The sequence below is a fragment of the Kitasatospora sp. NPDC091335 genome, assembly GCF_044757205.1.
GTDB lineage: Bacteria > Actinomycetota > Actinomycetes > Streptomycetales > Streptomycetaceae > Kitasatospora.
Genome location: NZ_JBIVUM010000013.1, coordinates 56,278 through 69,666 on the forward strand (window position 1 = coordinate 56,278; position 13,389 = coordinate 69,666).

A 13,389-nucleotide genomic window follows, 5' to 3' on the forward strand; every position below is an offset into this window, starting at 1 on the left:
GGTTTGTACCCTGGAGGCGCGGCATCCGTGCTGTTCAGCCACAGTCTTCCGATACATAAGCGAGGCCCGCATGATCGATCCGGTGACGCTCGACGGTCCGCCCGCCGTCGGTACCTTCGACCAGAAGCGGGCCGAGAACGCCATCCGCGAGCTGCTGCTCGCCGTCGGGGAGGACCCGGACCGCGAGGGTCTGCTGGAGACCCCGGCCCGGGTCGCGCGGGCCTACAAGGAGATATTCGCGGGCCTGTGGCAGGAGCCCGAGGACGTCCTCACCACCACCTTCGACCTCGGCCACGACGAGATGGTGCTGGTCAAGGACATCGAGCTGACCTCGGTCTGCGAGCACCACCTGGTGCCGTTCCGCGGCGTGGCGCACGTCGGGTACATCCCGTCCACCAGCGGCAAGATCACCGGGCTGTCCAAGCTCGCCCGGCTGGTCGACGTCTACGCCCGCCGGCCGCAGGTGCAGGAGCGGCTGACCAGCCAGGTGGCCGACGCGCTGATGCGGATCCTGGAGCCGCGCGGCGCGATCGTGGTGGTCGAGTGCGAGCACATGTGCATGTCGATGCGCGGCATCCGCAAGCCCGGCGCCAAGACCATCACCTCCTGCGTGCGCGGCCAGCTGCGCGACCCGGCCACCCGGGCCGAGGCGATGAGCCTGATCATCGGCCGCTGAGGAGGCGCCCGGCCGCCGCGGCGGCCTCGGGGGGCACCGCGCGCTCCGCGTGCGGCGGGGCCGGGGTGCCCGGGGCGTCGCGGCGCTCGGGCACCCGGCGTGTGACCACCCGGGCCGCCGGCCGTCCGGGCCGGCCGGCGGGTGATCACCCGCCTGTCCCTATCCGAGGTGCGAACCCAGCCATTCGAGTGAGGCCGGCAGCTCCCTGGTCCAGCTGTCGAAGTTGTGCCCGCCGTCGTCCAGGTAGAGCGAGTCGACCTTGAACTGGGGGTTGGCCGCCGCGGCCTTGGAGGCCTGGTCGACGAACTGGACGGTCTGCGGGTAGTCGCCCTCCGTGCGGGTGGAGACCACCAGCAGGCTGAGCGCGGGGACCGGCAGGTTCTGGAGCCGCCAGCCGAGGTCGTGCTGCTGGGTGAGGGCCTTGTCGCCGTTGAAGAGGTCGCCGCCGGTGTAGTTGTCCTGGCGCACGGTGAAGTCGCCGTGCAGGCTCGCCGCGCTGCCGTAGACGTTCGGGAAGCGCATCGCCAGCCGCAGCGCGCAGCTGCCGCCGGTGGAGTAGCCCATGGTGGCCCAGGAGCCGGCCGTGCGGCCGACCCGGTAGTTGCCGCGGATGGCCTCGGGGACGTCCTTGACGAACCAGGTCTCGGTGCGCGGCCCGCCGGGGACGTCCACGCACTCGGTGTCCCGGGACGGGACGACCGCCGGTCGCGCCATCACCAGGACGGTCGGCTGCATCCTGCCCGTGCGCTGCATCTCGATCGCGGTCTGGGCGAAGGGGAGCTCGTGGAGCAGGTTCAGGGTGTTGCCCGGGTAGCCGGCGATGGCCAGCAGGACCGGGAAGCGGACCAGGGCGAGCTTGGGGTCGAAGTAGGCGGGCGGCAGGTAGACGAACATCTGGTCGGAGAAGCCCGTCTCCTTGCCGCTGACCCGGACCGACTCGATCCTGCCGACCTCCTCGGGCGGGCCCTTCGGCAGGTTGGTGACGGTCTCCAGGCCGCCCTCGGCGGTCGGCTGGACCAGCTCGTCGGCGACCGGGGTGCCGCCCTTGTGGTTCTCGTTGCTGGTCAGCGCGAGCTTGGCGCCGCCGGTGCTGAGCAGATCGGCCCAGGAGGTGTAGAACCCGAAGGAGTTGTTCACCGACGCCGCGAGCACCGCCAGCACCGAGAGTTGAACCAGCGTCAGGAGCCCGATCCGGCCGAGCACCGGCAGCGGGCGCTGCGACGCCAGTCTCGGCCAGATCCACAGGGTGGCGGCCAGTGCCGCGGCGCCGAGTGCGAGTAGCGAGTTCACCAGCGCGTCGCTGGTCAGTTCCATACCGTCGGCCTTCCGGTGGGACACTGTCGGTGCAGGCTTCATCGTCTGGCGATCCGTCAGGCCGGGCCACCGCGGCTAGGCTGTCCGGACGCCCGGGCGGGCCGGTGGGGCGGGGAAAATCGCAGGCAACCGGCGCCCTAGAATGCGGCGTCCACCGTACGTAACGCGTCCCGGAGGACCCTGCCGCGCCACGCTGCGGCGGGCCCCCGGCTCCCACCGCCGGCTCAACCCGCAGCGCGACCACGGCCCCGGTTTACCGACCGTTTCCGGGTCCTTGGTATGCGCATTGCCTGATGAAGGAATAGGCATGAAGGTCCATCACGCGTCCTCCCCCGGAGTGACGGGACACCGCACCGCAGCCTCTACGCTGAGCTTCCATGAGCGTTCCCGTGTCCGTTGAGCCGAGCCCCGAGCAGCCGCCGCGCCGTCGTCGCGGCCTGCAGACGCTGCGTACCCAGGCGTCCGCCGTACCGAGGGCCTGGCTGCCGGGAGCGGTCGGGTACGTCTGTCTGCTGATCGGGCTCGTGGACATCGCCAGCGCGGTGTTCCCCAAGCTCCGGCACACCAGGATGCACAACTTCGCGGGGCAGCTCCCGGGCGGCACCACCAGCCTGGCGGCGGTCGGCACGCTGATGGTCGGCATCCTGCTGGTGCCGCTGGCGCACGCGCTGCGCCGGCGCAAGCGGCGGGCCTGGCGGGCGGTCTGCGTGCTGCTGCCGGTCAGCGTGGGGCTGCACCTCGTGCGCTGGCACCAGATCGGCCCCGCGGTCGTCTCGCTCGTGGTCCTCGTCGTGATGCTGGTCCACCAGCGCGAGTTCTACGCCAAGGCCGACCCGCGCACCCGCTGGCGGGCGGTCGTCAACCTGGTCGTCATGGGCCTCCTCAGCGTGCTGCTCGGCCTGCTGATCGTGAGCACCAGGACCAAGTACGAGATCGGCCACCCGGGCCTGACCGAGCGCTTGCAGCACGTCGGGTACGGGCTGTTCGGCTTCGAGGGGCCGGTCCGCTACAACAACGAGCGGATGTCCGACCTGGTCGCCTACCTGCTCGGCGGGCTCGGCCTGCTGACCGCCTTCACCACCGCCTACCTGGCGCTGCGCCCCGGCAAGCCGAAGCCCGAGCTGACCGCGGAGGACGAGGAGAAGGTGCGCGGGCTGCTGACCCGGCACGGGGAGCGCGACTCGCTCGGCTACTTCGCGCTGCGCCGCGACAAGAGCGTGCTGTTCTCGCCCACCGGCAAGGCCGCGATCTCCTACCGGGTGGTCTCCGGGGTGATGCTCGCCTCCGGCGACCCGGTCGGCGACGTCGAGGCCTGGCCGGGCGCGATCAAGGTGTTCATGGCCGAGGCCCGCGAGCACGCCTGGGTGCCCGCCGTGATGGGGTGCAGCGAGGTCGGCGGCGAGGTCTGGACCCGCGAGGCGGGCCTGGACGCGCTGGAGCTGGGCGACGAGGCGATCGTCGACACCGCCGCCTTCTCGCTCTCCGGCCGGGCCATGCGCAACGTGCGCCAGATGGTCAAGCGGATCGAGCGCAACGGCTACTCCTGCAAGGTGCGCCGGGTCGGCGACCTCACCGTGGAGGAGAAGTACCGGATCGCCGACGCCGCCGCCCGCTGGCGCGGCACCGACACCGAGCGCGGCTTCTCGATGGCCCTCGGCCGGTTCGGCGACCCGCTGGACGACGACTGCGTGGTGGTCACCGCCCACAAGGACCCGGAGGAGGGCGAGGAGGGCGACGACCTGAAGGCCGTGCTGCACTTCGTGCCCTGGGGGCCGGACGGCATCTCGCTGGAGCTGATGCGCCGCGACCGCGCCGCCGACCCGGGCCTGAACGAGCTGCTGATCGTCGCCGCGCTCCAGGCGGTGCCCGCGATGGGCGTGCGCCGGGTGTCGCTCAACTTCGCGATGTTCCGCTCGGCGCTGGCCCGCGGCGAGCGGATCGGCGCCGGCCCGGTGCTGCGCGCCTGGCGGGGGCTGCTGGTGTTCCTGTCGCGCTGGTTCCAGATCGAGTCGCTGTACAAGTTCAACGCCAAGTTCCAGCCCGAGTGGGAGCCGCGCTTCCTGGTCTTCCCGAACACCAGGGACCTGCCGCGGATCGGCTTCGCGGCGATGCAGGCGGAGGCCTTCATCACGCTCGGCATGCCGCGCTTCGGCCGCAGGCGCCAGCGTGAGGGGCTGATGCCCGTCCCGTCGACCCGCGAGGTCACCGAGGCCGCCTGAGGCCCTTCGCCGCCGTCCGGGGCCCCGCCGAGCATCCTCGGTGGGGGCCCCGTTCGATGGCGGCCCGCCGTTCGATAATGGGGAGCATGAACGATTCGCCGTCCTTCTCCCTCCCCGTCGGACTGCCGCGGCTGGAGCGCTGCGCCGTGATGGGTGTGGTCAACGTCACGCCCGACTCCTTCTCGGACGGCGGGATGTGGCACGACCCCGCCAAGGCGATCGCGCACGGCCTCGCGCTGCGGGCCCGCGGCGCGGACCTGGTGGACGTCGGCGGCGAGTCGACCCGCCCGGGCTCGCAGCGGGTGCCCGAGGAGGAGGAGCTGCGCCGGGTGCTGCCGGTGGTGCGCGAACTCACCGACGCCGGGGTGATGGTCTCCGTGGACACCATGCGCGCCTCGGTCGCCGAGCAGGCGGTCGAGGCCGGTGCCGCGATCGTCAACGACGTCTCCGGCGGGCTCGCCGACCCGGCGATGGCCAGGGTGGTCGCCGAGACCGGCGCGCCCTTCGTGGTGATGCACTGGCGCGGGCAGTCCGCCGACATGGAGCGGATGGCCGTCTACGGCGACGTGGTGCGGGACGTGGTGGCCGAGCTGACCGGCCGGGTGGACGCGCTGCTGGCGGCCGGCGTCAAGGAGGACCAGCTGATCCTCGACCCCGGGCTCGGCTTCGCCAAGACCTCCGAGCACAACTGGGCACTGCTCGGCCGGCTGGACGCGCTCACCGCGCTCGGCCGTCCCGTGCTCGTGGCGGCTTCGCGCAAGCGGTTCCTGGGTACGCTGCTCGCCGACCCGGCAACCGGGGAACTGCGCCCGGCCCGGGAGCGCGACGACGCGACGGCCGCGGTGTCGGTGCTGTCGGCCAGGGCCGGAGCCTGGGCGGTACGGGTGCACGACGTGTCCGGTACGGCGGACGCCGTCCGGGTGGTCGCGGCCTGGCAGCACGCGGCGCGGCTGGGGTGAGGGAGGGTCTGTGACAGGTGACGGCAGGTTGAGCGGCGGTACGGCCGGGCGGGCCCGCGAGACGGACCTGGAGGCCGTGCTCGCGGCGAACCGGGGACTCTACGAGGCGCTGGAACGGGGGGACCTGGAAGCGGTCGAGAAGGCCTGGCTGGGCGCCGCGGACGCCGACGACAAGGGCGGCGTGGTGTGCGTGCACCCGGGCTGGCCGGTGCTGCGCGGCCGGGCCCAGGTGACCCGCTCGTACATGCTGATCATGATGAACACGGAGTACATCCAGTTCTTCCTGACCGATGTCGAGGCCGAGGTGCACGGTGATGTGGCCCTTGTCACGTGCACCGAGAACATCCTGTCCGGCGGCGAGTCGGAGGAGGAGGGGGAACTCGGGCCACTGGTCGGCGGAAAGGTCGTGTCGACGAATCTGTTCCGTCGTACCCCGGCCGGGTGGAAGCTCTGGTCGCATCACGGTTCACCCGTTCTGACCAGCGGGGACGACGACGAGGAGAGCTGATTCCGGCGACCGCGGAAATGCCGCGCCGGGAAGTCGTCCGGAATTTCCGAGCGGTCACCGAACGTTCACGTCAATCGCCATACCGGCGCGCGTGGCGTCGGTTCGTGCCGGGTAGGACGGTCAGGCGTCGTCCGTGCTCGCGGGTAGATTCGAAACGGAGTGGCGGGCGTGCTGCCCGCCTTCACCCTGCCCGTCCATGCCTTTCTCCGGGCGGGGTCCGTCCGACTGGGAGCAGTGATTCGTTTGCTGGACCGCGTCACCCTGCGGGGGCTGCGTGCCCGGGGCCACCACGGCGTCTTCGAGCGTGAGCGCGTCGAGGGACAGACCTTCGTGGTCGATCTCGTGCTGTACCTGGACACCCGCCCCGCGGCGGCCGGAGACGACCTCACCCGCACGGCGCACTACGGTCTGGTGGCCGAGGAGGCCACCGCGATCATCGCCGGGGAACCGGTCGACCTGATCGAGACCCTGGCCCAGCGCATCGCCGACCAGTGCCTCAAGCACGAAGCGGTCGAGGAGGTCGAGGTCACGGTGCACAAGCCGGACGCCCCGATCACCGTGCCGTTCGACGACGTGACCGTGACCATCCACCGGGGCCGCGCATGACCCCCGCCGCGCCCCCGGTTTTCGATGTAGAGGACATTCTCCGATGAGCACCAGCGACCCGACGGCCACGCCGAACGCGTTCGACCTGGAGAGCCGGGTGGACTCCGCCGACACCACGCTGCACAGTCAGCACTGCGCGGTGATCGCGCTCGGCAGCAACCTGGGCAACCGGCTGGACACCCTCCAGGGCGCCGTGGACGCGCTCGCCGACACCCCGGGCCTGAGGATCAAGGCCGTCTCGGCGGTGTACGAGACCGAGGCCGTCGGCGGGCCCGAGGAACAGCCGAACTACTACAACGCGGTCGTGGTGCTGCGCACCTCGCTGCCCCCGCGGGACCTGCTGGAGCGCGGCAACGCCATCGAGGACGCCTTCGGGCGGGTGCGGACGGTCCAGTGGGGCCCGCGCACCCTGGACGTCGACATCCTGGCCTACGAGGGCGTGCTGAGCGACGACCCGCAGCTGCTGCTGCCGCACCCGCGCTCGCACGAGCGGGCCTTCGTGCTCGCCCCCTGGCTGGACGCCCAGCCGGAGGCCGAGGTGCCGGGGCACGGGCGGGTGGACGTGCTGCTGGACGGGCTGGGCGGCCCGGGCGCGCAGGGCGTGAAGCGCCGCGAGGACATCCGGCTGACGCTGCCGGAGTAGGCCTCGGGGCTGCCGGTCAGGGAACTCGGCCGGGGGCCCGGCCGTACGAGTAGGTGTCCGTCGTTCGCGCGGGTGCCCGCCCGGCCGGGCCCGGTACGGTGGCCTGGCGTCGCCGTGCCGGGCCACCGGGCGGCCGGCCGGCTCCGGTACCAGGGAAGGACCCCCTCCGAGTGAAGCTGCTTCGCCTCCGTCTGCTGATCGGCATCACCGCGGCCACGACGGCGCTGTCCTGGGCCGGCTCCAAACTGTGGGCCTCCCTGGACACGTTGCCCGCCGTGCCGGCCGCGGCGCCGGTGGTGCTGGCGGCGGTGGCGGTGATCCTGCTGGCGACCGCGCTGTCGTTGCGGGCCAGGCTGAAGGCGGTGCGCGAGCGGCAGCCGGGCGCGAAGGGGGTCGACCCGCTGCTGGCGGCCAGGGCGGTGGTGCTGGGACAGGCCAGCGCGCTGGTCTCGGCGGTGGTCACCGGCGTCTACGCGGGCGCCGGGATCTACCTGCTGGGGGAGCTGGACGTGTCGGCCCGCCAGGACCAGGCCGTCACGGCCGGGCTCGCGGTGCTGGCGGGGGCGGCGGTGATCGCCGCGGCGCTCTGGATCCAGCACGTGTGCAAGTTGCCGGAGAACCACGACGACCCGGGCGGCCAGGCGGCATCGCACCGCTGAGCCGGGCGTCCGTCGTGATCTTGCGTGAGATTCCGGGCACGTGCGGTAAAAACCGCACCCTGTCAAGGGCGGAAGGGGACCCTGGGCTGACACGCCCCCAATTCGCACGCTAGTTTCTTGGACATGTCTCGCGGACGCCACCGTCATTCCTCCGTCCTCGGCCGGGTCTTCCCCCCCACCGCCGCCGGCGTACTGCTGGTCGCCGCTCTGGCCGCACTGCTCTTCAGTCAGGACACCGTCCTGGTTCGTTCGGTGGGCGTCGCGACGGTGATCGCGACGCTCGGCTTCGCGCTGCTGCTGCGCCAGCGGGACAAGGCGGCCAGGGCGGCCGCCGAGATGGCCTCGGCCCAGCGGCTGCGCGCCGAGGAGCGGTTCGAGGAGCAGCTGGCCGAGGCCGAGTACGCGGCGGAGGTCGCCGAGGAGCGGGCCACCAGGTTCGGGCGGCGGCTGACGGCGGAGAAGTCGCGGCTGGCGAAGGCCGAGACCGAGATCGCCCGGCTGCTGCGCGAGCGGGCCGTGGCGGTGGCCGAGCAGGCGCTCAAGGAGGCCGAGGCGACCCAGAAGGCGCTCGCCGCGAGCCGTCCGAGGTACCCGGCCAGCCCGGCCGCGTACGTGCGGGCGGCGGCCGTGCTGCGGCTGCTGGAGCGCCGCGCGGCGGAGCAGGAGGAGCAGCGGGCTCGTACGGCGGGTGCGGAGGTCGCGCTGCGGGCGCCCGCGGCGGGGGCTCCGGTCGTCCAGGCCGCCCCGGCGGCTGCGGTGCCCGCTCCGGTGGCCGTGCCGGCCCCGGTGGCGCCCTCGGTGCCCACCCCCGGGCAGGCCCCGGCGGCCCAGTCGCCCGCGCGGCCCGTGCCGGCGCGTCCGGCGCTGACCGCGACGGTCGGTCAGCTCGGCGGAACGCCGGCGGTTCCGGCCGCGGTGCCCGTGCCGGGGGAGCGGCAGCGGCAGCGGCCGGTGCAGTCCGGACAGGTGCGCGGGCAGGGCTTCAGTTTCTTCGGCCGCAACCCGGGTGCCGCGGTGCGCCCGGCGGCCCCGGCACCGGCGGTGGGCAGCGTCGCCGAGCTGGGGGAGCGCGCCGACCTGGCGGACGTGGTGGGCGACGAGGTGGTGGCCGCCGAGGCCGGGGCCAGGGCCGCGGAGCCGGCCGACCGGCCGGAGCGGGGCGAGCCGACCGTGGTGGACCTGACGCCGGAGGACGAGACCGAGCTGATCGAGCTGCCGGAGCTGCGCGCCTCGCGCTGAGGCCGGCGGTGCCCTGGCCCCGGTGCCCGGGCTCAGGACCCCGGAAACGAAGAACCGCGGCGCGGGAGGTCGGACGGACCGACTTCCCGCGCCGCGGCGTTTCCCGCGGGTGCGTCAGAGCTGGACGCCGAAGTCCTGGGCGATGCCGGCCAGGCCGGAGGCGTAGCCCTGGCCGACGGCGCGGAACTTCCACTCCGCGCCGTTGCGGTACAGCTCGCCGAAGATCATCGCGGTCTCGGTGGCGGCGTCCTCGGAGAGGTCGTAGCGGGCGATCTCGGCGCCGCCGGCGGCGTTCACCACGCGGATGTAGGCGTTCCGGACCTGGCCGAAGTTCTGGCCGCGGGCGGTGCCGTCGTAGATGGTGACCGGGAAGGTGATCTTGGCGGCCTCGACCGGCAGGCCGGCCAGGTTGACGTTGATCGACTCGTCGTCGCCCGCGCCCTCGCCGGTGCGGTTGTCACCGGTGTGCACGACGGTGTTGTCCGGCGTGCTGGTGTTGTTGAAGAACACGAAGTGGCCGTTGGACAGCACCTTGCCGTCCGCGTTCAGGACGATCGCGCTGGCGTCGAGGTCGAATTCGGCGCCGGTCGTGGTGCGGACGTCCCAGCCGAGGCCGACGGTGACCGCGGACAGGCCGGGGGCCTCCTTGGTCAGCGAGACGTTGCCACCCTTGGAGAGGCTCACTGGCATGACGATTGCAGTCCCTTCGTTCGCTTCGTTCGCTTTTCCCCGGGACAACGCAATACCCCGGGGGCTTGGTTCCGCAGGGGCCGTGAATTCTTCGTGGGTGCCAATCCCGGGGCAAAGACCGGGCAAAGCCGGGTGTCAGATCCGCCGGAACCGGCCCTGGAGCGACCAGATGTTCGGATTGTCGGCCAGGCCAGGGTGCATGTCGAAGAGGTCGGCCAGCGTGTCCTGGAGGAAGTCCCTGGCCTCGCGCCGCAGTTCGTCGTGCCGGACCACCACCGGCGGCTCGTCCGGCAGCCAGGTCGCGGTGACCTCGACCCAGTTGAAGCGGCGGGCGAAGCGCAGCAGCTCGGTGTTCTGGGTGAAGTCGAGGTCGGCGGTCTGCACCCGGGCGGCCCGGCTGCCGTCCGGGTCGCGGTCCAGGTGCTCGACGACGTCGCACAGCGCCCAGGCGAAGTCGAGCACCGGCACCCAGCCCCACGCGGTGGACAGCCCCGCGTCCTCGCCGTCCAGGTAGACGTCGCCGGAGAACAGGTCGTACCGCAGGGTGTGCACGGACGCGGTGCGGTAGTCCGTCTGCGGGGGGTCGGGGAAGCGGTTGGAGAGGGAGTAGCCGAGCTCGATCACGTACGCCATTGTCGGGGCTCGGCGCGCGCTCGGATAACCGGGTGACCGTACGGGCGCGGCGCGGGATGATGGGCACATGTCCGAGCCCGTTCGCGTACGGGGGTCGGTGGTCGTCCCCGACACCGAGCTCGTCTGGCGCTTCTCGCGTTCCTCCGGCCCCGGTGGCCAGCACGTCAACACCTCCGACTCCAAGGCCGAGCTCCGCTTCGACCTGGCCTCGACCAGGGCGCTGCCCGAGGTGTGGCGCGAGCGTGCGCTGGAGCGGCTGGCCGGGCGGCTGGTGGACGGCCGGGTGCTGGTGGTCCAGGCCTCGGAGTTCCGCTCGCAGTGGCGCAACCGGGAGGCGGCCGTGGTCCGGCTGTCGGCGCTGCTGACCGAGGCGTGCGCGCCGCCGCCGAAGGCGCGGCGGGCGACCAGGCCCAGCCGGGGGATGGTCCAGCGCCGGCTGGAGAACAAGCGGCACCGCTCCGAGCTGAAGCAGGGCCGCCGGTCGCCGCGGGGCGGCGAGTAGCCGGTCCGTCAGCCCAGGGTGCGGTAGCCGCCGCGGAAGTAGAGCAGCGGGCGGCCGCCGGGGTCGGGCACCACGGCCTCCAGGACGCGGCCGAGCAGCAGGGTGTGGTCGCCGGCGGGTATCCGCTGTTCGGTGCGGCACTCGACGGTGGCCAGCGCGCCGTCGATCAGCGGGGCGCCGGTGCGCGGGCCGCGGTGGTGCGGGGTGTCCGTGAACAGCAGCCGGTCGCTGAGCCGGCCCTTCATGGCGAACCGGGAGCCGAGCGTCTTCTGCCCCTCGGCCAGGAGCGAGACGGCCCAGGTGTCGACCCGGGAGAGCAGCTCGTCCATCCGGGAGTCCTCGCGGACCGAGATCAGCACCAGCGGCGGTTCCAGCGACACGGAGAGGAAGGACGTGGCGGTCATGCCGGCGTCCTCGCCGTCCTCCGGGTCGTGGAGGGTCACCAGGCTCACGCCGGCGGCGAGCTGGGAGAGAGCTGCCCGGAACTCGTCGGGCGTGGCGTGGGGGGCAGCTTCGGGCTGCGGGGACGAGTACACGTACCGCACGGTAGTCGGCGCCCGGGAAGAAGGGCATCGGGCCTTGGTCGTAGGACCGGTGGTCCGGCCGAAGGGTTGCGCCCGGTGGCCGAACTCACCCCCAGGGGTGAAGCCGTCGGATCGCCGGGTGTAGCCGGCTTCAGTCCGCGGCCGATGCGGTCGACCACGAGAAATGTTCCGATGGCGTTTTATGTCCAGCTATGGGACAGATGAACTGATTAAGGGCGCATTAGTGTCGTGTGATTTAAGTCACAAGTGATGGCCTATTGCTGACCGAGCGTGCCGAACGCTGTGCTCCCTGTGATTCAGTTCTTCTGGCAATCGGACGATAACCAATCAAGAACTATCCGAAGCAGCCGGGGAGCCCCCGCATGGAAGCCGAGTCGGAGCCGTACGTCCGTCTCGCGACCCTCCGCACCTTGCACCGGGTCGTGGCGGACCTCAACGCTGCCCGCAGCCTCGCCGGCACGCTCCAGGCCGTCGTCGAGGGAGCGGTGCACGGGCTCGGCTTCGACGCCGCCGCGGTCAGCCTGGTCAGACCGGACGGCGACCTCGTGGTGGCGGCCGTCTGGGAGCTGGAGGAGAGCCCGATGGGCGGCCCCTCCGTGCTGCTCGGCCAGGTCGGTTCCCGGGAGTCCTGGGACCGGCTGCTCGGCGTCAGCGACCACTGGGGCACCCTGCGCTTCCTGCCGTACGACCGCGGCTGGGCCGTCGCCAGCGACATCCCGCGCTGGATCGGGGACGGCCCGCTGCCGGTGTACGCCAACGACTGGCACCCCGCCGACGGACTGCTCGCCCCGATGTACAGCGCCGGCGGCGACCTGCTCGGCGTGCTCTCGGTGGACCGCCCGCGCAGCGGCAAGCGGCCCGGGGCGTGGACCCGCGAGGCGCTGGAGATGTTCTCGCTACAGGCCTCCATCGCGATCGGCAACGCCAGGCTGCGGGCCGAGATGCAGCGCGCGCTGGCCCGCCTGGAGAAGGAGCAGCAGGCGCTGCGGGCCAGTGAGGAGAGCTTCCGCCAGGCCTTCGAGTACGCGCCCAGCGGGATGGCGATCACCGAACTGCACGGCGCCGGGCGCGGTCAGCTGACCAGGGTCAACGACGCGCTGTGCCGGCTGCTCGGCCGGCCCAGGGCGGTGCTGCGCCAGCAGAGCTTCGCCGACCTCGTGCACCCCGAGGACCGGGCGCTGCTGGACCGCACCAGCGCCGAGAGCGGCCGCGCGGAGCTGCGGCTGTCCCGGCGCGACGGCGGCTACCAGTGGGTCTGCCTGCGGAACTCGATCGTCGCGGACGCGGCCGAGGGGCCGAGCTTCCTGCTCACCCACGTCGAGGACATCGAGGACCGCAAGCGGCACGAGTTCCAGCTCGCCCACCGGGCCAGCCACGACGCGCTCACCGGGCTGCCGAACGGCGCCGAACTCAAGGCCAGGCTGGGCCGCCGGCTCTGCGCCCAGCCGCAGCCGGTCGGCGCGGCCGCCGGGCAGGTCGAGGCGGCCTACCCGCAGCCGTACGGCTACCAGGCGGACTCCTACAGCGCGCACGCGGCGCACGGCGGGCTGGAGGGCACCGACCCGTACGCCGGTCCGGTGCACGGCTACGGGCTGTCCGAGGGCCTGCCGACCGGGGTCGGCCCGGCGGGCTACGGGGAGCACGTGCACGCGGTGGTCCCGGCCGAGTACGGGCCCGGCGGCGACGCCTGGTCGGCGCCGTTCCGCTCCGGCGGTGCCGCGGCGCTGGACAAGGGTCTCGCGGTGCTCTTCTGCGATCTGGACGGCTTCAAGTCGATCAACGACCGGTTCGGCCACAACGCGGGCGACGCGGTGCTGGTCGAGGTCGCCCGGCGGCTGAGCCAGGCCGTCAGGGACGGCGACACGGTGGCCAGGCTCGGCGGCGACGAGTTCGTGGTGCTGGCCGACGGGATCGGCCGGGAGGAGGCCAAGGACCTCGCCCACCGGCTGCGCGGCGCCATCATCCCGCCGATGCGGATCGACGGGCGGGCGATGCGGGTGGGGGTGAGCCTCGGGGTCGGCTGGGCGGGCTGCGGGATGAGCATCGAGGAGGTGCTGCAGACCGCGGACGAGCGGATGTACGACGAGAAGCGGGCCAGGGGCGGTGCGGTGCGCGGGGCGCGCGGCGAGCGCTCGCACCGGCGCGCGGGCTGAGCCCGCGGAAGGCCGCGGTTCGCCCGGATCCACCCCGGCCGGG

The 13,389-nt window shown here is 72.8% G+C and carries 14 protein-coding genes; 10 read left to right on the forward strand and 4 right to left on the reverse strand.

What is annotated here, in order from left to right; genetic code table 11:
* The first annotated feature begins 70 nt into the window (after nt 1-70).
* Nucleotides 71-676, forward strand: coding sequence for a GTP cyclohydrolase I FolE (gene folE / locus ACIQOW_RS25415; RefSeq protein ID WP_030309924.1), 606 nt, complete (start codon nt 71-73; stop codon nt 674-676).
* Nucleotides 677-835: 159 nt separating this feature from the next.
* Here folE and ACIQOW_RS25420 read toward each other — a convergent pair whose 3' ends face one another.
* Nucleotides 836-1,990, reverse strand: a complete 1,155-nt coding sequence (locus ACIQOW_RS25420; protein ID WP_401088608.1) for an alpha/beta hydrolase — start codon at nt 1,988-1,990, stop codon at nt 836-838.
* A gap of 377 nt (nt 1,991-2,367) precedes the next feature.
* On the opposite strand from ACIQOW_RS25420, the gene ACIQOW_RS25425 reads away from it, so the two are divergent.
* The 7 genes from ACIQOW_RS25425 to ACIQOW_RS25455 all read left to right on the forward strand — a co-directional run bounded on the left by ACIQOW_RS25425 (nt 2,368) and on the right by ACIQOW_RS25455 (nt 8,823).
* A complete protein-coding gene (locus ACIQOW_RS25425; RefSeq protein WP_401088610.1) occupies nt 2,368-4,209 on the forward strand; it encodes a phosphatidylglycerol lysyltransferase domain-containing protein in 1,842 nt (613 codons plus the stop codon).
* A gap of 77 nt (nt 4,210-4,286) precedes the next feature.
* Nucleotides 4,287-5,168, forward strand: a complete 882-nt coding sequence (gene folP, locus ACIQOW_RS25430) for a dihydropteroate synthase (protein WP_188301523.1) — start codon at nt 4,287-4,289, stop codon at nt 5,166-5,168.
* 28 nt (nt 5,169-5,196) lie between these two features.
* Entirely contained in the window at nt 5,197-5,676 is a 480-nt protein-coding gene (locus ACIQOW_RS25435; RefSeq protein ID WP_188301522.1) for a nuclear transport factor 2 family protein, read from the forward strand.
* A gap of 246 nt (nt 5,677-5,922) precedes the next feature.
* Complete coding sequence (gene folB, locus ACIQOW_RS25440; RefSeq protein ID WP_188301528.1) at nt 5,923-6,282, forward strand: dihydroneopterin aldolase; 360 nt, start codon at nt 5,923-5,925, stop codon at nt 6,280-6,282.
* 43 nt (nt 6,283-6,325) lie between these two features.
* Nucleotides 6,326-6,925 (forward strand): 2-amino-4-hydroxy-6-hydroxymethyldihydropteridine diphosphokinase, encoded by a 600-nt coding sequence (folK, locus tag ACIQOW_RS25445; protein WP_188301521.1) that lies wholly within the window; start codon nt 6,326-6,328, stop codon nt 6,923-6,925.
* A gap of 170 nt (nt 6,926-7,095) precedes the next feature.
* Complete coding sequence (locus ACIQOW_RS25450) at nt 7,096-7,584, forward strand: DUF3180 domain-containing protein (protein ID WP_188301520.1); 489 nt, start codon at nt 7,096-7,098, stop codon at nt 7,582-7,584.
* Between the two features lie 123 nt (nt 7,585-7,707).
* Nucleotides 7,708-8,823, forward strand: coding sequence for a hypothetical protein (locus tag ACIQOW_RS25455; protein WP_401088614.1), 1,116 nt, complete (start codon nt 7,708-7,710; stop codon nt 8,821-8,823).
* Between the two features lie 114 nt (nt 8,824-8,937).
* Here the strand turns inward: ACIQOW_RS25455 and ACIQOW_RS25460 are convergent, their stop codons facing one another.
* Together ACIQOW_RS25460 and ACIQOW_RS25465 are read right to left on the reverse strand one after the other, a co-directional pair.
* A complete protein-coding gene (locus ACIQOW_RS25460) occupies nt 8,938-9,513 on the reverse strand; it encodes a TerD family protein (RefSeq protein ID WP_401088616.1) in 576 nt (191 codons plus the stop codon).
* Nucleotides 9,514-9,648: 135 nt separating this feature from the next.
* Nucleotides 9,649-10,146 (reverse strand): hypothetical protein, encoded by a 498-nt coding sequence (locus ACIQOW_RS25465; protein ID WP_401088617.1) that lies wholly within the window; start codon nt 10,144-10,146, stop codon nt 9,649-9,651.
* Between the two features lie 67 nt (nt 10,147-10,213).
* Here ACIQOW_RS25465 and arfB point away from each other — a divergent pair, with 67 nt between their 5' ends.
* On the forward strand, nt 10,214-10,648 hold the full coding sequence (gene arfB / locus ACIQOW_RS25470) for an alternative ribosome rescue aminoacyl-tRNA hydrolase ArfB (RefSeq protein WP_188297591.1): 435 nt from the start codon (nt 10,214-10,216) through the stop codon (nt 10,646-10,648).
* 8 nt (nt 10,649-10,656) lie between these two features.
* On the opposite strand, the gene ACIQOW_RS25475 is transcribed toward arfB, so the two are convergent.
* Nucleotides 10,657-11,184: a flavin reductase family protein gene (locus tag ACIQOW_RS25475; RefSeq protein WP_317620153.1), complete on the reverse strand. Its 528-nt coding sequence runs from the start codon at nt 11,182-11,184 to the stop codon at nt 10,657-10,659.
* 371 nt (nt 11,185-11,555) lie between these two features.
* On the opposite strand from ACIQOW_RS25475, the gene ACIQOW_RS25480 reads away from it, so the two are divergent.
* The gene (locus tag ACIQOW_RS25480; protein WP_401088619.1) at nt 11,556-13,346 is read left to right on the forward strand and encodes a diguanylate cyclase domain-containing protein; all 1,791 of its coding nucleotides are present in this window, start codon (nt 11,556-11,558) and stop codon (nt 13,344-13,346) included.
* The last annotated feature ends 43 nt before the right edge of the window (nt 13,347-13,389 follow it).

Coding starts and splice junctions, on each gene's coding strand:
- folK (WP_188301521.1), top strand. CDS start 6,326: ATGAGCACCAGCGACCCGACGGCCACGCCGAACGCGTTCGACCTGGAG.
- ACIQOW_RS25425 (WP_401088610.1), top strand. CDS start 2,368: ATGAGCGTTCCCGTGTCCGTTGAGCCGAGCCCCGAGCAGCCGCCGCGC.
- folE (WP_030309924.1), top strand. CDS start 71: ATGATCGATCCGGTGACGCTCGACGGTCCGCCCGCCGTCGGTACCTTC.
- ACIQOW_RS25480 (WP_401088619.1), top strand. CDS start 11,556: ATGGAAGCCGAGTCGGAGCCGTACGTCCGTCTCGCGACCCTCCGCACC.
- folP (WP_188301523.1), top strand. CDS start 4,287: ATGGGGAGCATGAACGATTCGCCGTCCTTCTCCCTCCCCGTCGGACTG.
- ACIQOW_RS25460 (WP_401088616.1), bottom strand. CDS start 9,513: ATGCCAGTGAGCCTCTCCAAGGGTGGCAACGTCTCGCTGACCAAGGAG.
- ACIQOW_RS25465 (WP_401088617.1), bottom strand. CDS start 10,146: ATGGCGTACGTGATCGAGCTCGGCTACTCCCTCTCCAACCGCTTCCCC.
- ACIQOW_RS25455 (WP_401088614.1), top strand. CDS start 7,708: ATGTCTCGCGGACGCCACCGTCATTCCTCCGTCCTCGGCCGGGTCTTC.
- ACIQOW_RS25420 (WP_401088608.1), bottom strand. CDS start 1,990: ATGGAACTGACCAGCGACGCGCTGGTGAACTCGCTACTCGCACTCGGC.
- arfB (WP_188297591.1), top strand. CDS start 10,214: ATGTCCGAGCCCGTTCGCGTACGGGGGTCGGTGGTCGTCCCCGACACC.